General features: G+C 61.9%; 21 protein-coding genes, 5 tRNA genes and 1 riboswitch. Of the genes, 24 read left to right on the top strand and 2 right to left on the bottom strand.

All coding sequences use genetic code 11. The features are described 5' to 3' along the window. Window positions 1-216 precede the first annotated feature (216 nt). From acs to astE, 13 genes are all read left to right on the top strand, one after another. The gene (gene acs / locus FW760_RS10880; protein ID WP_043860282.1) at window positions 217-2178 is read left to right on the top strand and encodes an acetate--CoA ligase; all 1962 of its coding nucleotides are present in this window, start codon (window positions 217-219) and stop codon (window positions 2176-2178) included. Window positions 2179-2713: 535 nt separating this feature from the next. Further along, entirely contained in the window at window positions 2714-3496 is a 783-nt protein-coding gene (locus FW760_RS10875) for an ABC transporter substrate-binding protein (RefSeq protein ID WP_043860283.1), read from the top strand. Window positions 3497-3586: 90 nt separating this feature from the next. Then, window positions 3587-4276: an ABC transporter permease gene (locus tag FW760_RS10870; RefSeq protein ID WP_054916585.1), complete on the top strand. Its 690-nt coding sequence runs from the start codon at window positions 3587-3589 to the stop codon at window positions 4274-4276. After that, window positions 4273-4971, top strand: a complete 699-nt coding sequence (locus tag FW760_RS10865; RefSeq protein WP_054916584.1) for an ABC transporter permease — start codon at window positions 4273-4275, stop codon at window positions 4969-4971. The genes FW760_RS10870 and FW760_RS10865 overlap by 4 nt, the downstream gene beginning before the upstream one ends. 65 nt (window positions 4972-5036) lie before the next feature. Next, window positions 5037-5801 carry an ABC transporter ATP-binding protein gene (locus tag FW760_RS10860; RefSeq protein WP_043860285.1) on the top strand — a complete coding sequence of 255 codons (765 nt, stop codon included), beginning with the start codon at window positions 5037-5039 and terminating at the stop codon, window positions 5799-5801. A gap of 107 nt (window positions 5802-5908) precedes the next feature. Further along, window positions 5909-6889: a transcriptional regulator ArgR gene (gene argR / locus FW760_RS10855; protein ID WP_043860286.1), complete on the top strand. Its 981-nt coding sequence runs from the start codon at window positions 5909-5911 to the stop codon at window positions 6887-6889. 318 nt (window positions 6890-7207) lie between these two features. Continuing rightward, window positions 7208-8428: an aspartate aminotransferase family protein gene (locus FW760_RS10850; protein ID WP_043860287.1), complete on the top strand. Its 1221-nt coding sequence runs from the start codon at window positions 7208-7210 to the stop codon at window positions 8426-8428. Window positions 8429-8556: 128 nt separating this feature from the next. Beyond that, a complete protein-coding gene (gene aruF, locus FW760_RS10845) occupies window positions 8557-9576 on the top strand; it encodes an arginine/ornithine succinyltransferase subunit alpha (RefSeq protein WP_043860288.1) in 1020 nt (339 codons plus the stop codon). A gap of 62 nt (window positions 9577-9638) precedes the next feature. Then, window positions 9639-10667, top strand: coding sequence for an arginine N-succinyltransferase (gene astA, locus FW760_RS10840; RefSeq protein ID WP_043860289.1), 1029 nt, complete (start codon window positions 9639-9641; stop codon window positions 10665-10667). Then, window positions 10664-12130: a succinylglutamate-semialdehyde dehydrogenase gene (astD, locus tag FW760_RS10835; protein WP_178083073.1), complete on the top strand. Its 1467-nt coding sequence runs from the start codon at window positions 10664-10666 to the stop codon at window positions 12128-12130. The genes astA and astD overlap by 4 nt, the downstream gene beginning before the upstream one ends. A 25-nt stretch (window positions 12131-12155) precedes the next feature. Beyond that, entirely contained in the window at window positions 12156-13505 is a 1350-nt protein-coding gene (gene astB / locus FW760_RS10830; RefSeq protein WP_043860291.1) for an N-succinylarginine dihydrolase, read from the top strand. A gap of 14 nt (window positions 13506-13519) precedes the next feature. Then, window positions 13520-13810, top strand: a complete 291-nt coding sequence (locus tag FW760_RS10825) for a hypothetical protein (protein ID WP_043860292.1) — start codon at window positions 13520-13522, stop codon at window positions 13808-13810. Between the two features lie 12 nt (window positions 13811-13822). Then, a complete protein-coding gene (gene astE, locus FW760_RS10820; RefSeq protein WP_058540770.1) occupies window positions 13823-14833 on the top strand; it encodes a succinylglutamate desuccinylase in 1011 nt (336 codons plus the stop codon). 89 nt (window positions 14834-14922) lie between these two features. On the opposite strand, the gene FW760_RS10815 is transcribed toward astE, so the two are convergent. Continuing rightward, window positions 14923-15429 (bottom strand): 6,7-dimethyl-8-ribityllumazine synthase, encoded by a 507-nt coding sequence (locus FW760_RS10815; protein WP_043860294.1) that lies wholly within the window; start codon window positions 15427-15429, stop codon window positions 14923-14925. Between the two features lie 93 nt (window positions 15430-15522). After that, window positions 15523-15674, bottom strand: a riboswitch (FMN riboswitch). A gap of 213 nt (window positions 15675-15887) precedes the next feature. Between FW760_RS10815 and alaS the strand changes: the two genes are divergently transcribed. The 8 genes from alaS (at window position 15888) to mgtE (ending at window position 22685) form a co-directional block, all read left to right on the top strand. Continuing rightward, on the top strand, window positions 15888-18506 hold the full coding sequence (alaS, locus tag FW760_RS10810) for an alanine--tRNA ligase (RefSeq protein ID WP_043860295.1): 2619 nt from the start codon (window positions 15888-15890) through the stop codon (window positions 18504-18506). Window positions 18507-18596: 90 nt separating this feature from the next. Continuing rightward, window positions 18597-19832, top strand: coding sequence for an aspartate kinase (locus FW760_RS10805; RefSeq protein WP_043860296.1), 1236 nt, complete (start codon window positions 18597-18599; stop codon window positions 19830-19832). A gap of 183 nt (window positions 19833-20015) precedes the next feature. Further along, window positions 20016-20204 carry a carbon storage regulator CsrA gene (gene csrA / locus FW760_RS10800; protein ID WP_010226667.1) on the top strand — a complete coding sequence of 63 codons (189 nt, stop codon included), beginning with the start codon at window positions 20016-20018 and terminating at the stop codon, window positions 20202-20204. Between the two features lie 72 nt (window positions 20205-20276). Next, a tRNA-Ser gene (locus FW760_RS10795) sits at window positions 20277-20367 on the top strand. 108 nt (window positions 20368-20475) lie between these two features. Beyond that, window positions 20476-20552: transfer RNA gene (locus FW760_RS10790), tRNA-Arg, on the top strand. A 77-nt stretch (window positions 20553-20629) separates the two neighbouring features. After that, window positions 20630-20706: transfer RNA gene (locus FW760_RS10785), tRNA-Arg, on the top strand. Window positions 20707-20783: 77 nt separating this feature from the next. After that, window positions 20784-20860: transfer RNA gene (locus tag FW760_RS10780), tRNA-Arg, on the top strand. Window positions 20861-21242: 382 nt separating this feature from the next. Continuing rightward, window positions 21243-22685 carry a magnesium transporter gene (mgtE, locus tag FW760_RS10775; protein ID WP_043860297.1) on the top strand — a complete coding sequence of 481 codons (1443 nt, stop codon included), beginning with the start codon at window positions 21243-21245 and terminating at the stop codon, window positions 22683-22685. A gap of 56 nt (window positions 22686-22741) precedes the next feature. Here the strand turns inward: mgtE and FW760_RS10770 are convergent, their stop codons facing one another. Further along, window positions 22742-23068: an Arc family DNA-binding protein gene (locus tag FW760_RS10770; protein WP_003254499.1), complete on the bottom strand. Its 327-nt coding sequence runs from the start codon at window positions 23066-23068 to the stop codon at window positions 22742-22744. Between the two features lie 344 nt (window positions 23069-23412). On the opposite strand from FW760_RS10770, the gene phnN reads away from it, so the two are divergent. The 3 genes from phnN (at window position 23413) to FW760_RS10755 (ending at window position 24846) form a co-directional block, all read left to right on the top strand. Then, a complete protein-coding gene (gene phnN / locus FW760_RS10765; protein WP_116053201.1) occupies window positions 23413-24003 on the top strand; it encodes a phosphonate metabolism protein/1,5-bisphosphokinase (PRPP-forming) PhnN in 591 nt (196 codons plus the stop codon). A 109-nt stretch (window positions 24004-24112) separates the two neighbouring features. Next, a tRNA-Arg gene (locus FW760_RS10760) sits at window positions 24113-24189 on the top strand. A gap of 228 nt (window positions 24190-24417) precedes the next feature. Beyond that, entirely contained in the window at window positions 24418-24846 is a 429-nt protein-coding gene (locus FW760_RS10755; protein ID WP_054916581.1) for a GNAT family N-acetyltransferase, read from the top strand. Window positions 24847-24902: the final 56 nt, after the last annotated feature.

Below are 24902 nucleotides of genomic sequence, written 5' to 3'. Positions count from 1 at the left end.
ACACTGTTGGCGGAAACTGTAACAATCAGTTGAAATTTCACCCCGGGATTTATTTTTCTATCTGTTGCCGCGCTGGAACGCCCGTGCCAGAGCGGTCGACGCGCAGTGTTGGACCAAATGCAGGTCCCGTTACTACCAACGTCGAATGGCCCTTGGCGCTCTGGTACAGTTAAAACGAGGTCATACAAAAACAACTATTACACCGAGGTAACAAAGATGAGTGCGGCTCCCCTGTATCCCGTGCGTCCCGAGGTTGCGGCCAACACGCTGACCGACGAGGCGACCTACAAGGCCATGTACCAGCAGTCGGTGATCAACCCTGACGGCTTCTGGCGCGAGCAAGCTCAGCGCCTCGAGTGGATCAAGCCCTTCACCAAGGTCAAGCAGACCTCGTTCGACGACCACCATGTCGACATCAAGTGGTTTGCCGACGGCACTCTGAACGTTTCCTACAACTGCCTGGACCGTCACCTGGCCGAGCGTGGCGATCAGCTGGCGATCATCTGGGAAGGCGACGACCCTTCCGAGCATCGCAACATCACCTATCGCGAACTGCACGAGCAGGTCTGCAAGTTCGCCAACGCCCTGCGTGGCCAGGACGTGCACCGCGGCGACGTGGTGACCATCTACATGCCGATGATTCCCGAAGCCGTGGTCGCCATGCTGGCGTGCGCGCGTATCGGCGCGATCCACTCGGTGGTGTTCGGCGGCTTCTCGCCCGAGGCGCTGGCCGGGCGCATCATCGACTGCAAGTCCAAGGTCGTGATCACCGCCGACGAAGGGCTGCGTGGCGGGCGTCGTACCGCACTCAAGGCCAACGTCGACCTGGCGCTGACCAACCCGGAAACCGCCAGCGTGCAGAAGATCATCGTGTGCAAGCGCACCGGTGGCGACATTGCCTGGCACCAGCACCGCGACATCTGGTACGAAGACCTGATGAAAGTGGCTTCTGCCCATTGCGCGCCGAAAGAGATGGGCGCCGAAGAAGCGCTGTTCATCCTCTATACCTCCGGCTCCACCGGCAAGCCCAAGGGCGTGCTGCACACCACTGGCGGCTACCTGGTGTACGCCTCGCTGACCCATGAGCGCGTGTTCGACTATCGCCCTGGTGACGTGTACTGGTGCACCGCCGACGTGGGCTGGGTAACCGGTCACAGCTACATCGTCTATGGCCCGCTGGCCAACGGCGCCACCACCCTGCTGTTCGAAGGCGTGCCGAACTACCCGGACATCACCCGTGTGGCGAAGATCGTCGACAAGCACAAGGTCAACATCCTCTACACCGCGCCCACCGCCATTCGCGCGATGATGGCCGAAGGTCAGGCGGCCATGAAGGATGCCGACGGTTCGAGCCTGCGCCTGCTGGGCTCGGTGGGCGAGCCGATCAACCCTGAAGCCTGGAACTGGTACCACACCACCGTGGGCAAGGAGCGTTGCCCGATCGTCGACACCTGGTGGCAGACCGAGACCGGCGGCATCCTGATCAGCCCGCTGCCGGGCGCCACTGCGCTCAAGCCGGGCTCGGCCACCCGTCCGTTCTTCGGCGTGGTGCCGGCGCTGGTGGACAACCTGGGCAACCTGATCGACGGCGCCGCCGAGGGCAACCTGGTGATCCTCGATTCGTGGCCGGGCCAGTCGCGTTCGCTGTACGGCGATCACGACCGTTTCGTCGACACCTACTTCAAGACCTTCCGCGGCATGTACTTCACCGGTGACGGCGCGCGCCGCGACGAAGACGGCTACTACTGGATCACCGGCCGGGTCGACGACGTACTCAACGTCTCGGGCCACCGCATGGGGACCGCCGAGATCGAGAGCGCCATGGTTGCGCACCCGAAGGTCGCCGAGGCGGCGGTCGTCGGTGTGCCGCATGATCTGAAGGGGCAGGGCATCTATGTCTACGTCACGCTCAACGGTGGCGAGGAGCCGAGCGAAGCATTGCGTCTGGAGCTGAAGAACTGGGTGCGCAAGGAGATCGGGCCGATCGCCTCGCCAGACGTGATCCAGTGGGCACCAGGGCTGCCTAAAACCCGCTCGGGCAAGATCATGCGCCGTATCCTGCGCAAGATCGCCACGGCCGAGTACGACGGCCTGGGCGACATCTCGACGCTGGCCGACCCGGGTGTGGTGCAGCACCTGATCGACACGCACAAGTCGATGAACCTGGCGTCGGCCTGAGTCATCGCCGGCAGGCCGGCCCTTGTAGGGGGCGACCTGCCGGCGATAGGGCCGGTTGGCTGTCAGCACAAAGCCCCGCACTGCGGGGCTTTTTCATGCCTGTTACGCCGACTTTCATCGGTAACCTTTTCTGTCACCGGTTTCGCACACAAACGGGGCATTGGGAAACGCCGCCGCCCGATCCGGGCGCATCCACCACGCCAATTTTGCATGGCTGCCACGCTGCACTTGCCGGATTACAAGGCTTTGCCAATAATGGGCGCGGTTATTGCTTGATTGATAGGTTATTTGTCTCTCGCTTTTGCATATTCCGCGAAAGCTGTCAATATCTCCGGCCCTGACTTCCGGCGCTTCTGTAACTAGTTGTCGCATTGAAGAAATATCGGGTTCGGAGCTGTCGCTAAAATGCCAATCACTCGCTCGTGATGCCTCGACCCTGTTTCGTCGAGCCCTGCGCAGCTCGCGTTGTACCCATTCGCAACGTCGACGGCCAATCGGCCTGTCACGTATTGCCCTTTACCGATGGAGTTCCCAGATGAAGAAACTCGCACTGCTTGGCGCCCTGGCGCTGTCCGTGTTTTCCCTGGCATCGCTGGCTGATGAAAAACCACTGAAGATCGGCATCGAGGCCGCCTACCCACCGTTCGCTTCCAAGGCGCCGGACGGCAGCATCGTGGGCTTCGACTACGACATCGGCAACGCGCTGTGTGCAGAGATGAAGGTCAAGTGCGTTTGGGTCGAGCAGGAATTCGACGGCCTGATCCCGGCGCTCAAGGTGCGCAAGATCGACGCCATCCTGTCGTCCATGTCGATCACCGATGATCGCAAGAAGTCCGTGGACTTCACCAAGCGCTACTACCTCACGCCGGCCCGCCTGGTGATGAAGGACGGTACCACCGTCAGCGACAGCCTGGACGAACTCAAGGGCAAGAAGATCGGCGTTCAGCGTGGCTCGATCCACGACCGTTTCGCCAAGGAAGTGCTGGCCCCCAAAGGCGCCACCATTGTTCCCTACGGCACCCAGAACGAAATCTACCTGGACGTTGCCGCCGGTCGTCTGGATGGCACCGTGGCCGATGCGACCCTGCTCGAAGACGGTTTCCTCAAGACCGACGCCGGCAAGGGCTATGCATTCGTAGGCCCGTCCTTCACCGACGCCAAGTACTTCGGTGACGGTATCGGTATCGCCGTGCGCAAGGGCGACGCCCTGAAGGACAAGATCAACACCGCCATCGACGGCATCCGTGCCAATGGCGAGTACAAGAAGATCCAGGACAAGTATTTCAACTTCGACATCTACGGCCCTGACGCGCAGTAATCCGTCGACGTTTCACCTGTTCAATGGTGCAAGCAGCAGAAGCGCTGAGGTTTGCACCATTTTTTCATCCCTAAGGTCGAGGACCTCAACATGTTGAAAGGCTACGGGGCAGTCATCCTCGATGGAGCATGGCTGACGCTACAGCTCGCCTTGTCGTCCATGGCCCTGGCCATCGTACTGGGCCTGATCGGCGTGGCGCTGCGGCTGTCGCCGGTGCGCTGGCTGGCCTGGCTGGGCGACCTGTACGCCACGGTGATCCGCGGGATCCCCGACCTGGTGCTGATCCTGCTGATCTTCTACGGCGGTCAGGACCTGCTCAACCGCGTCGCACCCTTGCTCGGTTTCGACGATTACATCGACCTCAATCCGCTGATGGCGGGTATCGGTACCCTGGGCTTCATCTTTGGTGCATACCTGTCCGAAACCTTCCGCGGCGCTTTCATGGCCATCCCCAAGGGGCAGGCCGAAGCCGGCATGGCCTATGGCATGAGCGGGCTGCAGATCTTCTTCCGGGTGCTGGTGCCGCAGATGATTCGCCTGGCGATCCCTGGCTTCACCAACAACTGGCTGGTACTGACCAAGGCCACCGCACTGATTTCGGTGGTGGGCCTGCAAGACATGATGTTCAAGGCCAAGCAGGCGGCGGACGCGACCCGCGAGCCGTTCACGTTCTTCCTGGCGGTCGCGGCGTTGTACCTGGTGATCACCAGCGTCTCGTTGCTGGCCCTGCGTTACCTCGAGAAACGCTACTCGGTTGGCGTAAAGGCGGCTGATCTATGATTTTCGATTACAACGTCATCTGGGAAGCCATGCCGCTGTACCTGAGCGGCATGCTGACCACGCTCAAGCTGCTGGCGCTGTCGTTGCTGTTCGGCTTGCTGGTGGCAGTGCCGCTGGGCCTGATGCGGGTGTCCAAGCAGCCGCTGGTGAACATGAGCGCCTGGCTCTACACCTACGTGATTCGCGGCACGCCGATGCTGGTGCAGCTGTTTCTGATCTATTACGGGCTGGCCCAGTTCGAGGCGGTGCGCGAGAGCTTCCTGTGGCCGTGGCTGTCCAGTGCGACCTTCTGTGCGTGCCTGGCCTTTGCCATCAATACCAGTGCCTACACCGCCGAGATCATCGCTGGCAGCCTCAAGGCCACGCCCCACGGCGAGATCGAAGCGGCCAAGGCGATGGGCATGTCGCGGGTCAAGATGTACCGCCGCATCCTGCTGCCCTCGGCCCTGCGCCGGGCGCTGCCGCAGTACAGCAATGAAGTGATCATGATGCTGCAGACCACCAGCCTGGCGTCGATCGTGACCCTGATCGACATCACCGGTGCGGCGCGCACGGTCAATGCCCAGTACTACCTGCCGTTCGAGGCGTACATCACCGCCGGTGTGTTCTACCTGTGCCTGACCTTCATTCTGGTGCGCCTGTTCAAGCTGGCTGAACGCCGCTGGCTCGGCTACCTGGCGCCGCGCAAGGGCTGAGCCCGGCGGCAACTTTTTCGCCCCGGGCGCAGGCCCGGGACTGACGCTTTGTGAGAACCGACAGCATGTACAAACTCGAAGTCCAAGACCTGCACAAACGCTATGGCAGTCACGAAGTGCTCAAGGGTGTGTCCCTGGCGGCCAAGGCGGGCGATGTGATCAGCATCATCGGCTCCAGCGGCTCGGGCAAGAGCACCTTCCTGCGCTGCATCAACCTGCTCGAGCAGCCGCATGCCGGCAAGATCCTGCTCAACAACGAAGAGTTGAAGCTGGTGGCGAACAAGGACGGCGCGCTGAAGGCGGCCGACCCCAAGCAGTTGCAGCGCATGCGCTCGCGTCTGTCGATGGTGTTCCAGCACTTCAACCTGTGGTCGCACATGACTGCGCTGGAGAACATCATCGAGGCACCGGTGCACGTGCTGGGCATGAGCCGCAAGGACGCGCTGGAAAAGGCCGAGCACTACCTGGCCAAGGTCGGTGTGTCCCATCGCAAGGATGCCTACCCGGGCCATATGTCCGGTGGTGAGCAGCAGCGTGTGGCGATTGCCCGTGCACTGGCGATGGAGCCTGAAGTGATGCTGTTCGACGAGCCGACCTCGGCGCTGGACCCGGAGCTGGTGGGCGATGTGCTCAAGGTGATGCAGGCGCTGGCCCAGGAAGGCCGCACCATGGTGGTGGTGACCCACGAGATGGGCTTCGCCCGCGAGGTGTCCAACCAGCTGGTGTTCCTGCACAAGGGTGTGGTCGAAGAGAGCGGCAACCCGCGTGAAGTGCTGGTCAACCCGCAGTCCGAGCGGTTGCAGCAGTTCCTGTCCGGCAGCCTGAAATAATCGACCGTGCTACAGTTCGAGGCTGCCGCTTTGCACCAGAATAGGGCATGCTGCGCCTCGATCGAGGCTTTTCTCCCAGACTCCTCTCAGGTTTCGGACCTTACCCAATGACCACCCAGCGAATCGGTTTTCTCCTCTGGCCCAGCACCAAGGCCTTGACCCTGGCGCTGGCCGAAGAGGTCTTGCGGGTGGCCCAGAAGGTGCACCCCGAAGTGGTCTACGAGTTGCTGTTCCTGCAGGCCGAACCTGCGCCGGAGGGCGCCTGGCGCTTGCCTGGCGAAGCCTGGGTGGGGCGGCTGGAAGGTTGCCAGAAGCTGTTTCTGCTGGCCGATGAGCCGCCGCAGGCGGTAGGCGCGGCGCTGGGCAGCGCGCTCAAGCAACTGGTGCGCTCGGGGTGCGTGGTGGGTGGTCTTTCGGCAGGTGTGTATCCGCTGGCCCAGCTGGGCCTGCTGGATGGTTATCGCGCCGCGGTGCACTGGCGCTGGCAGGATGACTTCGCCGAGCGCTTCCCCAAGGTCATCGCCACCAGCCACCTGTTCGACTGGGATCGCGATCGGCTGACCGCCTGTGGTGGCATGTCGGTACTGGACCTGCTGCTGGCCGTGCTGGCCCGTGACCATGGCGCCGAGCTTGCCGGTGCGGTTTCCGAAGAGCTGGTGGTCGAGCGCATTCGCGAGGGGGGCGAGCGTCAGCGCATCCCGCTGCAGAATCGCCTGGGCTCCAGCCATCCGAAGCTGACCCAGGCGGTGCTGCTGATGGAGGCCAATATCGAAGAGCCGTTGACCACCGACGAGATTGCCCAGCATGTGTGCGTATCGCGCCGGCAGCTGGAGCGGATCTTCAAGCAGTACCTCAATCGGGTGCCCAGCCAGTATTACCTGGAGCTGCGCTTGAACAAGGCGCGCCAGATGCTGATGCAGACCAGCAAGTCGATCATCCAGATCGGCCTGTCGTGCGGGTTCTCGTCGGGGCCGCATTTTTCCAGCGCGTACCGCAACTTCTTTGGCGCAACGCCACGCGAAGACCGCAACCAGCGCCGCAGCAACAGCCCGTTCGAGTTGTCGTCGGCGCCTGCCGAGCGCGGCTGATTCGGTAGCGCAGCGCGACCTTCGGCGGCAAACCAGCGCCCGCAGCGTCGAAGGGGGCTGCACCGGCCCGAGGGCGCTGGCTTGCCAGCGAAGAAGCCCCCGCAAATCCGTGCGTGACACAATCTCCCCGCCAGCACCGCGCACCGTTTAAACTGCGCCTTTGCGACCCTATTTGTCGCATTGCCGAAAGCCTTGGCAAAACAGGGTTTGGCGCTATAAGAAGTTGTCGCTTGGCGGCAAGGCCGGGCGTTCATCAGTCCTTACAATCCCCCCATCGCTCGCCAGTTCCAGGCAGGCGTTCCTCTTCAGGAGACTCCGATGTCCGTTGAGCAAGCTCCGGTGCAACGCGCCGATTTCGACCAGGTAATGGTCCCCAACTATGCGCCGGCCGCTTTCATCCCCGTGCGTGGCCAGGGCTCCCGTGTATGGGACCAGGCGGGGCGCGAGCTGATCGATTTCGCTGGCGGCATCGCCGTAAACGTCCTGGGGCACGCCCACCCGGCGCTGGTCGGTGCGCTGACCGAGCAGGCCAACAAGCTGTGGCACGTGTCCAACGTGTTCACCAACGAGCCAGCCCTGCGTCTGGCCCACAAGCTGGTCGACGCCACCTTTGCCGAGCGTGCGTTCTTCTGCAACTCCGGCGCCGAGGCCAACGAGGCCGCCTTCAAGCTGGCCCGTCGTGTCGCCCACGACCGCTTCGGCCCTGAAAAGCACGAGATCATCGCTACCGTGAACAGCTTCCACGGTCGCACCCTGTTCACCGTGAGCGTCGGTGGCCAGCCCAAGTACTCCGACGGCTTCGGCCCTAAGATCACCGGCATCAGCCATGTGCCGTACAACGACCTCGAAGCGCTCAAGGCGCAGATCAGCGACAAGACCTGCGCGGTGGTGATCGAGCCGATCCAGGGCGAGAGCGGCGTGGTGCCGGCCGACAAGGCCTATCTGCAAGGCGCGCGCGAGCTGTGCGACAAGCACAACGCGCTGCTGATCTTCGACGAAGTGCAGACCGGCGTCGGCCGTACCGGCGAGCTGTTCGCCTACATGCACTACGGCGTGACCCCCGACATCCTGACCAGCGCCAAGAGCCTGGGCGGCGGCTTCCCGATTGCCGCGATGCTGACCACCGAAGCGCTGGCCAAGCACCTGGCCGTGGGCACCCACGGCACCACCTATGGCGGCAACCCGTTGGGCTGCGCCGTGGCCTCTGCGGTGCTGGATGTGGTCAACACCCCCGAAGTGCTGGCGGGCGTCAAGGCCAAGCACGAGCGCTTCAAGGCGCGCCTGGAGAAGATCGGCCAGCAGTACGGCCTGTTCACCCAGGTCCGCGGCCTGGGCCTACTGATCGGTTGCGTGTTGTCCGATGCCTGGAAGGGCAAGGCAAAGGACGTGTTCAATGCTGCCGAGAAAGAAGGCCTGATGGTTTTGCAGGCCGGCCCGGACGTGGTGCGTTTCGCCCCCAGCCTGGTGGTGGAAGATGCCGACATCGATGAAGGCCTGGACCGCTTCGAACGCGCTGCCGCTGCACTGACCAAGGCCTGATACCGGCCTGCGGTCCTTCGCTGGCCCCGGTGGCCAGCGAACCGATTCTGGTGGCCCGTGCCCGTGGCACGTGCCGCTTCTTCTGCGCCGGCAGCTGTCGGCCCGATTTTCCCTAAAGGAGTGACACCATGCTGGTGATGCGCCCCGCGCAAATGGCTGACCTGGGTGAAGTGCAGCGTCTGGCCGCGGACAGTCCCATCGGTGTCACGTCCCTGCCGGATGATGCCGGTCGCCTGGGCGACAAGATCGCCGCGTCCGAAACCTCCTTTGCCGCCGAAGTCAGCTTCAATGGCGAGGAGAGCTACTTCTTCGTGCTCGAAGACAGCGAGACCGGCAAGCTGGTCGGCTGTTCGGCCATCGTGGCCTCGGCCGGCTATTCCGAGCCGTTCTACAGTTTTCGCAACGAGACCTTCGTGCACGCCTCGCGCGAGCTGAAGATCCACAACAAGATCCATGTGCTGTCGCAGTGTCACGACCTGACCGGCAACAGCCTGCTGACCAGCTTCTACGTGCTGCCCGAACTGGTGGGCACCGGCTGGGCCGAGCTCAATTCCCGCGGCCGGCTGCTGTTCATGGCAGCGCACCCGGAGCGGTTTGCCGATTCGGTGGTGACCGAGATCGTCGGCTACAGCGACGAGCACGGCGACTCGCCGTTCTGGGATGCCATCGGGCGCAACTTCTTCGACCTCAACTACGCTGCCGCCGAGCGCCTGTGCGGGCTCAAGAGCCGTACCTTCCTTGCCGAGCTGATGCCGCATTACCCCATCTATGTGCCCCTGCTGCCGGATGCCGCGCAGGAGGCCATGGGCCAGGTGCACCCGCGCGCGCAGATCACCTTCGACATCCTGATGCGCGAAGGCTTCGAGACCGATCACTACATCGATATCTTCGACGGTGGGCCGACCCTGCATGCGCGGGTGTCCGGCATCCGCTCCATCGCCCAGAGCCGGCTGGTGCCGGTCAAGCTGCAGGAGCAGGCCGTCAAGGGTGGGCGCCCGTACCTGGTATCCAACGGCCAGTTGCAGGATTACCGCGCCGTGATGCTGGAGCTGGACTGGGCCCCTGGCAAGCCGGTGCAGCTGGACCTGGCCGCCGCCGAGGCGCTGGGAGTGGGTGAGGGCGCCAGCGTGCGCCTGGTCGCGGTCTGATTGCCTGGCTACCCCAGGTCGAGTTTCGCAGGGGCCAGCAGGCACCTGCCCGAGGAGATAGCATGATTGTTCGTCCCGTACGCAGCAGCGACCTACCGGCGCTGATCGAGCTGGCGCGCAGCACCGGCACCACCGGCCTGACCACTCTGCCGGCCAACGAAGAGCGCCTGGCCCACCGGGTGGGCTGGGCCGAGAAGACCTTCCGCGGCGAAGCCGAGCGTGGCGATGCCGACTACCTGTTCGTGCTCGAGAACGACGAAGGCGAAGTGGTGGGCATTTCGGCCATCGCCGGTGCCGTTGGGCTGCGTGAACCCTGGTACAACTACCGGGTGGGCCTGACCGTCAGCGCGTCCCAGGAACTGGACATCTACCGCGAGATCCCCACGCTGTTTCTGGCCAACGACCTGACCGGCAACTCCGAGTTGTGCTCCCTGTTTCTGCGCAGCGACTACCGCAGTGGCCTCAATGGTCGCCTGCTGGCCAAGGCTCGCCTGCTGTTCATTGCCGAATTCAGCGAACTGTTCGGCAACAAGATCATTGCCGAAATGCGCGGCATGTCCGACGAGCAGGGCCGTTCGCCCTTCTGGGAGAGCCTGGGCCGACACTTCTTCAAGATGGAGTTCAGCCAGGCCGACTACCTGACCGGGGTCGGCAACAAGGCGTTCATCGCCGAGCTGATGCCCAAGTTCCCGCTGTACACCTGCTTTCTGTCCGAGGCGGCGCGCAATGTGATCGGGCGCGTGCACACCGATACCGAACCGGCGCTGGCCATGCTGCAGAGCGAAGGCTTCAGCTATCAGGGCTACGTCGACATCTTCGACGCGGGCCCGGCGGTCGAGTGCCAGACCAGCAAGATTCGCGCGGTGCACGACAGCCAGGCCCTGGTGCTGGCGATCGGCACGCCGGGCGACGATGCCACCCCTTTCATCATCCACAACCGCAAGCGCGAGGACTGCCGTATCACCGCAGCGCCCGCGCGCTTGGCTGCGGGCACCCTGGTGGTCGACCCGCTTACGGCCAAGCGCCTGCGCCTGAGCGCCGGTGACCAGGTACGTGCGGTGCCACTGTCCGCAGCACGGGAGGCCAAATAATGACCACGCACTACATTGCCGGTACATGGCAGGCCGGCCAGGGCGAGGCCCTGCAGTCGCTGAACCCGGTCAGCCAGCAGGTGATCTGGCAGGGCCAGGGCGCCGACGCGGGGCAGGTCGAGGCCGCGGTACAGGCTGCGCGTGAAGCCTTTGCTGACTGGGCTCGCCAACCGCTGGAGGGGCGTATCAGCGTGCTCGAAGCCTTTGCCGCGAGCCTCAAGGCCCACGCCGATGAACTGGCCCGCTGCATCGGCGAAGAAACCGGCAAGCCGCTGTGGGAGGCCACCACCGAAGTGACCAGCATGGTCAATAAAGTGGCCATTTCGGTGCAGAGCTACCGCGAACGTACCGGCGAGAAGAGCGGCCCGCTGGCTGACGCCACGGCGGTACTGCGGCACAAGCCCCACGGTGTGGTGGCGGTGTTCGGCCCGTACAACTTCCCGGGCCACCTGCCCAACGGGCATATCGTGCCGGCGCTGCTGGCCGGTAACAGCGTGGTGTTCAAGCCCAGCGAGCTCACGCCGAAAGTGGCCGAGCTGACGCTCAGGTGCTGGATCGAGGCCGGGCTGCCGGCTGGCGTGCTCAACCTGGTGCAGGGGGCGCGGGAAACCGGCGTGGCCCTGGCGGCCAACCCCGGCATCGACGGCCTGTTCTTCACCGGCTCCAGCCGCACCGGCAACCTGCTGCACCAGCAGTTTTCGGGGCGCCCGGACAAGATCCTGGCCCTGGAGATGGGGGGCAACAACCCCCTGGTGGTCGATCAGGTGCAGGACCTGGACGCTGCGGTATACACCATCATCCAGTCGGCCTTCATTTCCGCCGGCCAGCGCTGCACCTGTGCACGCCGCCTGCTGGTACCCCAAGGCGAATGGGGCGACACCCTGCTGGCGCGGCTGGTGGCCGTCAGCCGGAACATTTCGGTGGGCGCGTTCGATCAGCAGCCGGCGCCGTTCATGGGCTCGGTGATCTCCCTGGGGGCAGCCCGCGCGCTGCTCGATGCCCAGGCCCATTTGCTGGCCAGCGGCGCACAGTCGCTGCTGCCGATGACCCAGCCACAGGCCGATGCGGCGTTGCTGACCCCGGGCATCATCGACGTGACCTCGGTGGCCGAGCGCCCGGACGAGGAGTTCTTCGGGCCGCTGCTGCAGGTTATCCGCTACAGCGATTTCGATGCCGCGATCCGCGAAGCCAACAACACCCAGTACGGCCTGGCCGCAGGGCTGTTGTCCGATTCCGAGGCGCGCTACCAGCAGTTCTGGCTGGAAAGCCGCGCCGGTATCGTCAACTGGAACAAGCAACTGACCGGTGCCGCCAGCAGCGCACCGTTCGGTGGTGTCGGGGCCAGTGGCAACCATCGGGCGAGCGCCTATTACGCGGCCGACTACTGCGCCTACCCGGTGGCGTCGCTGGAGGCATCCAGCCTTGTGCTGCCCGCCACGCTGACGCCCGGCGTCACCCTATAACAACAGCTTCACGGAGCCTTAGCCGATGAAATCATTTGAAGTGAATTTTGATGGCCTGGTGGGGCCGACGCACAACTACGGCGGGCTGTCCTACGGCAACGTTGCTTCGCAGAGCAACAGCCAGCAGGCATCCAACCCGCGTGAAGCTGCGCGCCAGGGCCTGGCGAAGATGAAGGCGCTGATGGAGATGGGCTTTGTGCAGGGCGTACTGGCCCCGCAGGAGCGTCCGGATGTGGCGGCGCTGCGTCGCCTGGGCTTTGGCGGCAGCGATGCGCAGGTCATCGAGCGGGCGGCCAGGGAGGCGATGCCGTTGCTGGTTGCCAGTTGCTCTGCGTCCAGCATGTGGGTGGCCAACGCCGCCACGGTCAGTCCGAGCGCCGATACGGCCGACGGACGCGTGCACTTCACGGCGGCCAACCTGAACTGCAAGTACCACCGCAGTATCGAGCACCCGACCACCAGTCGTGTGCTGGGCGCGATGTTCGCCAATACGCAGCACTTTGCCCACCATGCCGCGTTGCCGGCGGTGGCGCAGTTCGGTGACGAAGGTGCTGCCAACCACACGCGCTTCTGCCGTGCCTATGGCGAACCGGGCGTGGAGTTCTTCGTGTTCGGGCGCAGTGCATTCGATGCGCGCTACCCGGCGCCGCACAAATACCCGGCCCGCCAGACCCTGGAGGCTTCCCAGGCGGTTGCCCGGCTGCATGGCCTGAGTGCCGACGGCGTGGTCTATGCTCAGCAGAACCCTGCCGTGATCGACCAGGGCGTGTTTCACAACGATGTGATCGCGGTAGGCAACGGCGAGGTGCTGTTCTATCACGAGGATGCCTTCCTCGACACCGAAGCGGTGCTGGCCGAGCTGCAGGCTAAACTGGCCGGATGTGGCGGCAAGTTCAAGGCCATCTGCGTGCCGCGGGCCCAGGTGACGGTCGAGGACGCCGTGCGTTCGTATCTGTTCAACAGTCAGTTGCTGTCCCGTGAAGACGGTTCGATGCTGCTGATCGTGCCGGAGGAATGCCGCAACAACGAGCGGGTCTGGGCCTATCTGTCGGCCTTGACCGGCCAGGGCGGGCCGGTGACCGAGGTCAAGGTCTTCGACCTCAAGCAGAGCATGCAGAATGGCGGCGGCCCCGCGTGCCTGCGTTTGCGCGTGGCGCTCAACGAAACGGAACTGGCGGCCGTCAACCCAGGGGTTATCATGACCGCGCCGCTGTACGACACCCTGACCCAATGGGTCGACAGGCACTACCGCGACAGCCTGAGCGAACGCGACCTGGCTGACCCGCAGCTGTTGCTGGAATGTCGCACGGCACTGGATGAGCTGACCCAGATCCTCAAGCTGGGTTCGGTGTATCCGTTCCAACTCCAACCTTGAAAGAGAACTCGATTATGTCCGACGCCCTGCAGCTGATCCTCGAAGATGAAGATGGCACCCAGCTGGAAACTTCCTGCACCCGTTTTGCCGTGCTGTGGCAAGGCAAGGAAGTGTGGATTCAGCAGGATGGCCGCGGCCAGCTGCTGATCGGTGTCGACGTTGAAGAAGGCGACGCCGAGTATGCCAACCTGCTGCTGCGCCCGCTGGCCACCAACCTGGTGAGCCTGCAGCTGGAAATGGAGCCGGCCGATGCTGGCGAAGATGACGACCACGTCCATGGCCCCGATTGCGGGCATCACCACTAAGGAACACCGCCCATGCTCGCCCTCGGCAAACTGCTTGAACTGACCCTTGCCGGTCGTGAACCGGCAGAGAAGACCCAGCTGACTGTCGAAGGCGTGCGCATGCGCTGGCTCGACGAGGGGGCGCTTGAAGTGACCCCGCCCGAGGGGCGTGACGATGGCATGGACCTGCTGCTGTCTGCGGGCATTCATGGCAACGAGACTGCACCGATCGAGTTGCTCGACGAACTCCTGCATGGCATTGCCAGGGGGGAGATCAAGCCGCGGGCGCGTGTGCTGTTCCTGTTCGGCAACCCCGAGGCGATGCGCACGGGCGCGCGGTATATCGAGCACGACGTCAACCGTCTGTTCAACCGGCGTCATGAGCAGTCCAGTGGTGTCGAGGCATTGCGTGCCTGTGCGCTGGAGCGTCTGGCAACGGCCTTTTTTTTCTATAAAGAGGGCCGTACCCGCCTGCACTATGACCTGCACACCGCCATTCGCGGCTCCAAGATCGAGCAGTTTGCGCTGTATCCCTACAAGGAAGGCCGTCAGCACTCGCGTCGGGAACTGGCTCGCTTGCGCGCCGCCGGCATGCAGGCTGTGCTGCTGCAGAGCAAGCCTTCGATCACCTTTACCGCATTCACCTACGAAACCCTGGGGGCCGAAGCGTTCACCCTCGAGCTGGGCAAGGCGCGGCCGTTCGGCCAGAACGGCGAGATCAAGCTCGGCAAGCTCGAAGCGCGGCTCAGGGCGATCATCGAGGGTAACGAGCCGGCTGAAGATGAAGGGATCGGCGGGCTGCAACTGTTCAGCGTCGCGCGCGAGATCATCAAGCACAGCGACAGCTTCCACCTGCACCTGCCGGCGGATATCGAGAACTTTTCCGAGCTTTCCAGAGGGTATCTGCTGGCCGAGGACCTGGCCGAGACGCGCTGGGTTGTCGAGGAGGAGGGCGCGCGGATCATTTTCCCGAACCCCAAGGTGAAGAACGGGCTGCGTGCGGGGATGCTGATCGTGCCTGCGTCGGATGAGCAGTTGGTCTGAAGATGAAACACCTTCGCCGGCAAGGCCGGCTGCTACAGGTGTCGCGCATCCCGTAGCAGCCGGCCCTGCCGGCGAAAGGGGCAGTGCAATCAGCCCGCCATCTTCTGCGGTACTTCATTGCGGCGCAGCGAGCGCAGCTTGAGCAGGGTGTCGGCGCAGGTCACTGCCGCTTCGGCGCCCTTGTGCACGAAGTGATCGAAGAAGAACTTCTGGTGCTCGTCGCCGGCATGGAAGTGATGCGGGGTCAGTACCACCGAGAACACCGGCACTTCGGTTTCCAGCTGCACCTGCATCAGGCCGCTGATCACCGACTGGGCGACGAATTCATGGCGGTACAGGCCGCCGTCCACCACCAGGCCTGCAGCCACGATGCCGGCGTAACGGCCGCTGCGGGCCAGCAGCTTGGCGTGCAGCGGGATTTCGAAGGCACCGCCGACTTCATAGAAGTCGATATCGCTCAGCTGATAGCCTTGCTTGGCCATCTCTTCGACGAAACCCTTGCGGCTCTGGTCAACAATATCCTTGTGCCAGCAGGCCTGGACGAAGGCGATGCGATCGTTGTGATGGCCTTTGCTGTCGATTGGGGTAGCTTGCATTGAAACGAACTCCTGTTTGTATGAGAAACAGGGCAGTGGATCGAAGGGGATTGTCGTTGCGCAGATGTGCAGACGCAGGCACTCGCGTGCCTATCCCGCTCTCTCTTTATCCGGACTATGACCGTCGGCCCCGGAATCACACCGGGTCTGCTGACCTTGCAGGGTTGCCTGCAAGCGCTCGCGGGCTATGCGCAATGGGCGCAATTACCGCCGGTGGGGAATTGCACCCCGCCCTGAGAACGTGCCGCCAGTGGCTGGCGACGCACACGTTGTAGCATAGATGTCGGCAGAACGTATAGCCTGCTAAGCAAACCGCGCCGGATGAAGGTCATTTCATCCTCAAATGGCGGTTGGCGATGTATAAACTCACTGCACCTCGTGTTAAGGCTCGATATAATGCGGCCCTTTGCCGTCGTTTCGTCAATTTGACGCAGGCCGCCGTTTCCGTGGAAGAACCTATGAAAAGCGCAGAAATCCGTGAAGCCTTCCTTCGCTTCTTCGAAGAGCAGGGCCATACCCGAGTTGCCTCCAGCTCCTTGATCCCGGGCAACGACCCGACCCTGCTGTTCACCAACGCGGGGATGAACCAGTTCAAGGACTGCTTCCTTGGCCAGGAAAAGCGCGCGTACACCCGCGCCACCAGCAGCCAGAAGTGCGTGCGCGCCGGCGGCAAGAACAGCGACCTGGAAAACGTCGGGTATACCGCGCGTCACCATACGTTCTTCGAAATGCTGGGCAACTTCAGTTTCGGCGACTATTTCAAGCGTGATGCCATCACCTACGCCTGGACCTTCCTCACCGGCGTGCTGCAACTGCCCAAGGAAAAGCTCTGGGTCACCGTGTATGCCACCGATGACGAGGCCTACGACATCTGGACCCAGCACATCGGCGTGCCGGCCGAGCGCATGGTGCGCATTGGCGACAACAAGGGCGCGCCCTACGCCTCGGACAACTTCTGGACCATGGGCGATACCGGCCCGTGCGGCCCCTGCACCGAGATCTTCTATGACCACGGCGCCGACATCTGGGGTGGCCCGCCAGGCTCGCCGGAAGAAGACGGTGACCGTTACATCGAGATCTGGAACAACGTCTTCATGCAGTTCAACCGCACTGCCGACGGCGTGCTGCACCCGCTGCCTGCACCGTCGGTGGACACCGGCATGGGCCTGGAGCGCATCAGTGCGGTGATGCAGCATGTGCATTCGAACTATGAAATCGACCTGTTCAAGAACCTGCTGAGCGCGTCGGCTGCCGCCATCGGCTGCAGCAACGAAGACCAGTCGTCGCTCAAGGTAGTGTCGGACCACATTCGTTCGTGCAGCTTCCTGATTGCTGATGGCGTGCTGCCTTCCAACGAAGGCCGTGGCTACGTGCTGCGTCGCATCATTCGTCGTGCCTGCCGTCACGGCAACAAGCTCGGTGCCACCGGCAGCTTCTTCTACAAGATCGTTGCGGCGCTGGTTGCCGAGATGGGCGAGGCGTTCCCGGAACTCAAGCAGCAGCAGGCCAACATCGAGCGCGTGCTCAAGGCCGAGGAAGAGCAGTTTGCCAAGACCCTGGAGCAGGGCCTGAAGATCCTCGAGCAGGACCTGGCCGAACTCAAGGGCAGCGTGGTGCCCGGTGACGTGGTGTTCAAGCTGTATGACACCTACGGTTTCCCGATGGACCTGACGGCCGACATCGCCCGTGAGCGCAGCCTGACCATCGACGAAGTCGGTTTCGAGCGCGAGATGGAGGCGCAGCGTGAGCGCGCGCGTTCGGCCAGCGCCTTCGGCCTGGACTACAACACCCTGGTCAAGGTCGATGTGGCCACCGAATTCACCGGTTATGCCACCACCGAAGGCGCTGCCAGCGTCGTTGCACTGTACAAGGACGGCAAGGCCGTCGAGCAGCTGGGTGAAGGCGAGGAGGGTGTGGTGATCCTCGATCGCACGCCGTTCTACGCCGAGTCCGGCGGCCAGGTGGGTGACTGCGGGTACCTGCAGGCCGGTGCCGTCCGCTTCGATGTCCGTGACACCACCAAGACCGGCGGTGCCTTCCTGCACCACGGTGTGGTTGCCAGCGGCAAGCTGAGCGTCGGTGCCCAGGTTGAAACCCGGGTCGATGCGCAGGTTCGTCATGCCACCTCGCTCAATCACTCGGCCACCCACCTGCTGCACGCGGCATTGCGTCAGGTGCTGGGCGAGCACGTACAACAGAAAGGCTCGCTGGTCGACAGCCAGCGCCTGCGTTTTGACTTCAGCCATTTCGAGGCGGTCAAGCCAGAGCAGCTCAAGGCGCTGGAAGACATCGTCAACCGCGAAGTGCGCAACAACACCGAGGTCATGACCGAAGAGACCGACATCGAGACTGCCAAGCAGAAGGGCGCCATGGCGCTGTTCGGCGAGAAGTATGGCGACAGCGTGCGCGTGCTGAGCATGGGCGGTGATTTCTCCGTCGAGCTGTGCGGCGGCATCCATGCCAAGCGCACCGGCGATATCGGTCTGCTCAAGATCATCAGCGAAGGCGGTGTGGCCTCCGGGGTGCGTCGTATCGAAGCGGTCACTGGCGCCGCCGCACTGGCCTACCTGAACGCTGCCGAAGAGCAGCTCAAGGAAGCTGCCCAGCTGGTCAAGGGCAGCCGCGAGAACCTGGTCGACAAGCTGTCGGCGGTGCTCGAGCGCAACCGTCAGCTGGAAAAGCAACTGGAGCAACTGCAGGCCAAGGCCGCCAGTGCTGCCGGCGATGACCTGTCTGCCAGCGCAGTCGACGTCAAGGGCGTCAAAGTGCTGGCCGCACGTCTGGACGGGCAGGACGGCAAAGCCTTGCTGGCCCTGGTCGACCAGTTGAAGAACAAACTCGGCCGCGCAGTGATCCTGCTCGGCAGTGTCCACGAAGAAAAGGTCGTACTGGTCGCAGGCGTGACCAAGGACCTGACCGGCCAACTCAAAGCCGGTGATCTGATGAAGCAAGCCGCTGCAGCGGTGGGCGGCAAAGGCGGTGGTCGTCCGGACATGGCGCAAGGCGGTGGCGTGGATGCCGCAGCGCTGGACGGTGCACTGGCTCTGACCGTGCCATTCGTAGAACAGGGTGTCTGAAGCGCCCGGTGGCCCGCCATCCGATGGCGGGCCCTGGCGTTGGGTAATTGTGTTTATTGGGTGCCCTTCACGGGCTGAGGCGGCTTTGAAATGGCGTTGATCGTACAGAAATTTGGCGGCACCTCGGTGGGCACGGTCGAGCGCATCGAACAGGTTGCCGACAAGGTGAAGAAGTTCCGCGAGGCTGGCGACGACCTGGTGGTCGTGCTGTCGGCAATGAGCGGGGAAACCAATCGTCTGATCGAGCTGGCGAGGCAAATCAGCGATCAGCCGGTTCCGCGCGAGCTGGACGTGATCGTGTCCACCGGCGAGCAGGTGACCATCGCGTTGCTGGCCATGGCGCTGATCAAGCGGGGTGTGCCTGCGGTGTCCTACACCGGCAACCAGGTGCGTATTCTCACCGACAGTGCGCACAACAAGGCGCGCATCCTGCAGATCGATGATCAGAAGATTCGTGCCGACCTCAAGGCAGGTCGCGTGGTCGTGGTAGCCGGTTTCCAGGGCGTTGACGAGCACGGCAGCATCACCACGCTGGGGCGTGGCGGTTCCGATACCACCGGCGTGGCTTTGGCGGCTGCATTGAAGGCTGACGAGTGCCAGATCTACACCGACGTCGATGGTGTCTATACCACCGACCCGCGCGTGGTGTCCCAGGCGCAGCGGCTGGACAAGATCACTTTCGAAGAGATGCTGGAAATGGCCAGCCTCGGGTCCAAGGTGCTGCAGATTCGGGCCGTGGAGTTTGCCGGCAAGTACAACGTACCGCTGCGTGTACTGCACAGTTTTCAGGAGGGTCCGGGTACCCTCATTACTATTGATGAAGAGGAATCCATGGAACAGCCGATCATTTCCGGCATCGCCTTCAATCGCGATGAAGCCAAGCTGACCATTCGCGGTGTGCCGGATACCCCGGGCGTGGCATTCGGGATTCTGGGCCCCATCAGTGCAGCCAATATCGAAGTCGACATGATCGTGCAGAACGTTTCGCACGATAACACTACCGACTTCACCTTCACCGTACACCGCAACGATTACGAAAAGGCGCAGAAGGTACTGGGTGAAACCGCCCTGAAGCTCAATGCCCGCGAAGTGGTGGGTGATACCAAGATCGCCAAGGTATCGATCGTGGGTGTGGGCATGCGCTCGCATGCGGGCGTTGCCAGCCGCATGTTCGAATCGCTGGCCAAGGAGAGCATCAACATCCAGATGATCTCCACTTCGGAAATCAAGGTGTCGGTGGTTATCGAAGAGAAGTACCTGGAACTGGCTGTGCGTGCCTTGCACACCGCTTTCGAACTCGACGCGCCTTCCCGTCAGGGCGAGTAAGCGTTGTGCTCACTGGGGCGCGGCCTGGCCGCGCCCTTCGTGTTTTTGAACGGCACAAGAAACCTGTGGGTTGTCGGGTGTCGGTCAACGTTCAGGCGTAGGTCCGCCGCTGTTCTGGCGGCGGGTTGAAGCCCTTTTTTTGCAGACTGTTATCCCTGAACTGAATTGCGTGAGGAGAAAGGTATGTTGATTCTGACTCGTCGGTGCGCAGAGAGCCTGATAATTGGCGACGGCGAAATCACCGTGACCGTGCTCGGCGTCAAAGGAAACCAGGTACGGATTGGGGTGAACGCGCCCAAGGAAGTGGCCGTGCACCGTGAGGAAATCTACCTGCGGATCAAGAAAGAGAAGGACGAAGAACCAACCCATTAATTTTTATCGATATTTTTTCAAAAAAGGGTTTGCAAACGGGGAAGGCTCTGGTTATTATACGCCCCGTGTTGCGGAGAGGTGGCCGAGTGGCCGAAGGCGCTCCCCTGCTAAGGGAGTATACCTCACAAGGGTATCGGGGGTTCGAATCCCCCCTTCTCCGCCATTATTCATGTAGGGCGCTGTAATCTTGCTTGAATCGCTAAGTAGTTGAAATTAAACGAAAAAGTGGTTGGCAAATCGATTAAGCGGTCTATAATGCGCGGCAACAAATGCACTCGTAGCTCAGCTGGATAGAGTACTCGGCTACGAACCGAGCGGTCACAGGTTCGAATCCTGTCGAGTGCACCATACGACGAAGTAGTTTCCAGTCTGGAAGTTGCCTCAGTTTCAACCAGAGGTGATCTGGTCCATGAAGTACCAACCCTGCACTCGTAGCTCAGCTGGATAGAGTACTCGGCTACGAACCGAGCGGTCACAGGTTCGAATCCTGTCGAGTGCACCATACGACGAAGCAGTTTCCAGTCTGGAAGTTGTTTCAGCTTCAACCAGAGGTGATCTGGTCTATCAAGCGCCAACCCTGCACTCGTAGCTCAGCTGGATAGAGTACTCGGCTACGAACCGAGCGGTCACAGGTTCGAATCCTGTCGAGTGCACCATACAACAGAAGGCCCGCTTTTAAGCGGGCCTTCTGCTTTTCGGCTTTTCACTTTTCCGTAAGGCGCGATGAATAAACTGTCATCGATGCGTTTACCGGCCTCTGCTAACTTTTGCGTCTTCAATGTGTTCTTTGGGGTGTGCCAGCCGTCGCACTGTCAGAGCTGTACGTTGTCACAGCTTTATCTCGCAAGCGATTGTTCTGGCCAATATTTTCAGCCCGAGCAGCCCAAGCCGTGTATGATTGCGCCCGTCAGCTCCGCCGGGGCTTGTGGAATACCACCATGGACTTACCCAGTAGTTACTCAATAGCTTGTTTTGCCAATCACGATCTGACTGATTGATTCTCCTGGCGTGCTCCGCTGCTGGGAGTGGAGTACGCGTATGACCGAAAGTGAAGTAAAAAAATCGCAAGAAAGCCTGCAGGATCGCCTGGCCCAGGTGGTCGAATTGCTGCAGCGCCAACGAGTGGTCGAAGACCTGACACATCGTCAGGAAGGGCACCATAACGATCGGGTCGAAAATCTCGTACACCGCCAGAATCTGGTCGAGCTGCAACGCAAGCTCGATGATCTGCACTCCGCTGACGTTGCCTACATTCTCGAAGCCCTGCCGCTGGATGATCGTCTGACGGTCTGGCAACTGGTCAAGGCCGAGCGTGATGGTGACATCCTGCTCGAGGTATCCGATTCGGTTCGGGAAACCCTGATCGCCGACATGGACGATCACGAGCTGCTTGCCGCTGCCAAGGAGATGGACGCCGACGAGCTGGCCGACCTTGCGCCGGAGCTGCCGCGCGACGTCGTGCATGAGCTGATGGAAACCCTCGATGCCCAGCAGCGTGAGCGCGTACGCTCCGCGTTGAGCTATGACGAGGACCAGGTCGGTGCCTTGATGGACTTCGAGATGGTGACCATCCGCGAGGACGTCAGCCTTGAGGTGGTGTTGCGTTACCTGCGCCGGCTCAAGGAGCTGCCAAGCCATACCGACAAACTGTTCGTGGTCGATTACGACGGCAAGCTCAAGGGTGTGTTGCCCATCAAGCGGCTGCTGGTGAACGACCCCGACAAGCAGGTTGCCGAGGTGATGGCCAGTGACCCGGTCAGTTTTCATCCCGATGAAGACGCCTACGATGCGGCACAGGCCTTTGAGCGCTATGACCTGATTTCGGCACCGGTGGTGGACAAGAGCGATCGCCTGATCGGCCGTTTGACCATCGACGAAATGGTCGACCTGATCCGTGAGGAAAGCGAGAACGAAGTCCTCAACATGGCGGGTCTGCGTGAGGAGGAAGACATCTTCGCCTCGGTCTGGCGTTCGCTTCGCAACCGTTGGGCATGGCTGGCAATCAACCTGATCACGGCCTTTGTCGCTTCGCGAGTGATCGGCCTGTTCGAGGGGTCGATCGAGAAGCTGGTGGCGTTGGCTGCACTGATGCCCATCGTGGCCGGTATCGGGGGCAACTCCGGCAACCAGACCATTACCATGATCGTACGTGCCATGGCGCTCGATCAGGTCAGCCCGGGCAATACTGCGCGATTGATGCGCAAGGAGCTTGCGGTGGCCTTGATCAATGGCCTGGTGTGGGGGGGCGTGATCGGCGTTGTGGCCTACCTGCTCTATGGCAGCTGGTCGCTGGGGGTAGTGATGACTGCGGCGATGACCCTGAACCTGCTGTTGGCGGCCCTGATGGGCGTTCTTATCCCGATGACGCTTGCTCGAATGGGGCGCGATCCTGCGATGGGCGCAAGTGTGATGATCACTGCCATGACCGACAGTGGCGGGTTCTTCATCTTCCTGGGCCTTGCTACGATCTTCTTGCTGTAAAAAGGCAAGGCATAAAAAAAGCCAGCGAAAGCTGGCTTTTTTGTGCGTGGGTGGAATCAGGAAGCGTCTGCGGCCATCTCGACGTCATGGGCGATCAGTGCGACCAGAGCATTTTGCTGGCGATGGGACAGCTGGCGGAAGCGTTGCAGCAGTTCACGTTCGTGCAGTGACAGCTCTGGGCTGTCCAGGCGCATGCTCAGCTCGTCGCCCAGTGCACCTTCCTGAATAAGGCTCTGCTCCAGGCGTGCAATGATCTCGGAGTTCATGCTGCGGTGGTGGTTACGCGCAACCTCGGCAATGCGCTCACGCATTCCGTCTGGCAGGCGGACGACAAATTTGTCAGCGGTGCGGCTTGAGTAGATAGCCTGTTTCATTGGGCGCATATAATTGACCGGTTTAGTTCAGGGGGAAGCGGTTCTCGAAATCGGCCGCACGATGAGTGTTACGACCATCGTTAAGACAAAATGTTCAACCTGGAGTACGAATGAGGTCTTCATCATGCCTCAGTGTCGCCAGTTCCTTGGCGTCAATTCTGTGACAAATATTGAACTGGGTAAAGGCGTTATGCCAGTACCAATTATCAGAAATGCGCACTGGTTTGAAAAGTTTTCATTTGGCGCTCGGCCTGGCCACCTCGGCGGCTCGACTTTTCATCACCGGCAAAGGCGCAAAGACCGTGCAATGCGCCTAAAATGCGCGAGCTTTCCTTTCTCTGAGCATAGTGGCTATGCAGTATGACGCAAGCGACGTTCCCTTGGCGGGGGCGGGCAGGGTGATCTATTTGATGGGGCCGTCCGGTGCCGGCAAGGACAGTCTTCTGGATGCGGCGCGTGAGCTTTTGCTGGCAAGCCAGGTGCGCATTCCTAAGCGTGTCATCACTCGCTCCGCCGAGGCGGTGGGGGAGGACGCAGTCGCCGTATCGGTCCAGCAGTACGAGCAGATGGCTGACCGTGGCGAATTTGCCCTGCAGTGGCGCGCCAATGGGTTGGCTTATGGGGTTCCTGCTTATATAGATGCGTGGCTTGCCGAAGGCTGGCACGTGATGGTCAACGGGTCGCGCGCGCACCTGCCGGTGGCGCAGGCGAAGTACCCGGACCTGTTGCCCATATTGCTTTGTGTGAATCCGCAGGTATTGCGCGGGCGATTGCTTCAACGGGGCAGGGAGGGGCAGCACGAGATCGAGCAGCGAATGGCGCGCAACCAACAGTCCATGACACAGGTTGATGATCGGGTCCGGCGGGTGGACAACTCGACCAGTCTTGACGATGCAGTGCGCCGCCTGCTGATGGTTTTGCAGGAGGCAGGCGTACGTGCCTGAGGCTGGAAACCACCTACTGGTAAAAAGCGCAGAGACGACATGACAAATCCTGGCTCGCTGGGTAACATGCTCGCCGTTCCGTATGGCGGGCCATGTACGCCAGACGCATGTCTCAGTAGCTCAATTGGATAGAGCATCCCCCTCCTAAGGGGAAGGTTGCAGGTTCGAACCCTGCCTGGGACACCATCCTTCGTTCGAGGGCTGGCTGCTTCCTGCGCTTTACCTTCTCTTCTTCTGCTCCATCCATCCCTCCTCGTTTCTGCGCATGATTCGCTACCTTGGCTGACGTTCGTGCTGCCCCCTGGCGAGCCTCCTTCTACCTGTGAACCCGAAATCCGATTTAACATCCGCTGCGAGCCGGCGCCTGCAGGCTCGCAGCGTACTCATGTAGTCCAATGCCGCACAGGAGAGCTTATGACAGATGCCCCTTACCGATTCACCCTGGGCGCTGACGCCGATGCCATGGCAGTGGTGCGTGAAGGGCTGCGCCGCTTCAACATCGAACAGATCGGCCCTTACACCTATGAAGATTTCCAGCTGTATGCCCGCGATGGCGGGGGCCAGGTGAGAGGTGGGCTGTTCGGTCATTTCGCAATGGGTTGGCTCTATATCGACTACTTCTGGTTGAGCGATGCCGCACGCGGTCATGGGTTGGGCAGCGAACTGCTGATGCGAGCCGAAGAGGAGGCGCGGGCGCGGGGCTGCACCGGTTTGTTTCTTTATACCTATAGCTTCCAGGCCCCTGACTTCTACCAGAAGCAGGGATACCACATCATGGGGATGCTGGAGGATTGCCCGCCTGGTTATCAGCGCTACTACCTGAAAAAGACGCTTCAGTCTTGAAATGCTCATGCTGACCTATGTGCCGAGGTTATTTTGAAATAAACCCTTGACGCACA

It is taken from the genome of Pseudomonas sp. 1176_21 (assembly GCF_052850635.1).
Note: the sequence above shows the minus strand (reverse complement) of the source record. Positions and strands in the feature narration are given on the sequence as shown.

What these genes read in the sequence shown, in the direction of transcription:
- acs (WP_043860282.1), top strand. Translation starts at nt 217, where the DNA reads ATGAGTGCGGCTCCCCTGTATCCCGTGCGTCCCGAGGTTGCGGCCAAC.
- FW760_RS10875 (WP_043860283.1), top strand. Translation starts at nt 2,714, where the DNA reads ATGAAGAAACTCGCACTGCTTGGCGCCCTGGCGCTGTCCGTGTTTTCC.
- FW760_RS10870 (WP_054916585.1), top strand. Translation starts at nt 3,587, where the DNA reads ATGTTGAAAGGCTACGGGGCAGTCATCCTCGATGGAGCATGGCTGACG.
- FW760_RS10865 (WP_054916584.1), top strand. Translation starts at nt 4,273, where the DNA reads ATGATTTTCGATTACAACGTCATCTGGGAAGCCATGCCGCTGTACCTG.
- FW760_RS10860 (WP_043860285.1), top strand. Translation starts at nt 5,037, where the DNA reads ATGTACAAACTCGAAGTCCAAGACCTGCACAAACGCTATGGCAGTCAC.
- argR (WP_043860286.1), top strand. Translation starts at nt 5,909, where the DNA reads ATGACCACCCAGCGAATCGGTTTTCTCCTCTGGCCCAGCACCAAGGCC.
- FW760_RS10850 (WP_043860287.1), top strand. Translation starts at nt 7,208, where the DNA reads ATGTCCGTTGAGCAAGCTCCGGTGCAACGCGCCGATTTCGACCAGGTA.
- aruF (WP_043860288.1), top strand. Translation starts at nt 8,557, where the DNA reads ATGCTGGTGATGCGCCCCGCGCAAATGGCTGACCTGGGTGAAGTGCAG.
- astA (WP_043860289.1), top strand. Translation starts at nt 9,639, where the DNA reads ATGATTGTTCGTCCCGTACGCAGCAGCGACCTACCGGCGCTGATCGAG.
- astB (WP_043860291.1), top strand. Translation starts at nt 12,156, where the DNA reads ATGAAATCATTTGAAGTGAATTTTGATGGCCTGGTGGGGCCGACGCAC.
- FW760_RS10825 (WP_043860292.1), top strand. Translation starts at nt 13,520, where the DNA reads ATGTCCGACGCCCTGCAGCTGATCCTCGAAGATGAAGATGGCACCCAG.
- astE (WP_058540770.1), top strand. Translation starts at nt 13,823, where the DNA reads ATGCTCGCCCTCGGCAAACTGCTTGAACTGACCCTTGCCGGTCGTGAA.
- FW760_RS10815 (WP_043860294.1), bottom strand. Translation starts at nt 15,429, where the DNA reads ATGCAAGCTACCCCAATCGACAGCAAAGGCCATCACAACGATCGCATC.
- alaS (WP_043860295.1), top strand. Translation starts at nt 15,888, where the DNA reads ATGAAAAGCGCAGAAATCCGTGAAGCCTTCCTTCGCTTCTTCGAAGAG.
- FW760_RS10805 (WP_043860296.1), top strand. Translation starts at nt 18,597, where the DNA reads ATGGCGTTGATCGTACAGAAATTTGGCGGCACCTCGGTGGGCACGGTC.
- csrA (WP_010226667.1), top strand. Translation starts at nt 20,016, where the DNA reads ATGTTGATTCTGACTCGTCGGTGCGCAGAGAGCCTGATAATTGGCGAC.
- mgtE (WP_043860297.1), top strand. Translation starts at nt 21,243, where the DNA reads ATGACCGAAAGTGAAGTAAAAAAATCGCAAGAAAGCCTGCAGGATCGC.
- FW760_RS10770 (WP_003254499.1), bottom strand. Translation starts at nt 23,068, where the DNA reads ATGCGCCCAATGAAACAGGCTATCTACTCAAGCCGCACCGCTGACAAA.
- phnN (WP_116053201.1), top strand. Translation starts at nt 23,413, where the DNA reads ATGCAGTATGACGCAAGCGACGTTCCCTTGGCGGGGGCGGGCAGGGTG.
- FW760_RS10755 (WP_054916581.1), top strand. Translation starts at nt 24,418, where the DNA reads ATGACAGATGCCCCTTACCGATTCACCCTGGGCGCTGACGCCGATGCC.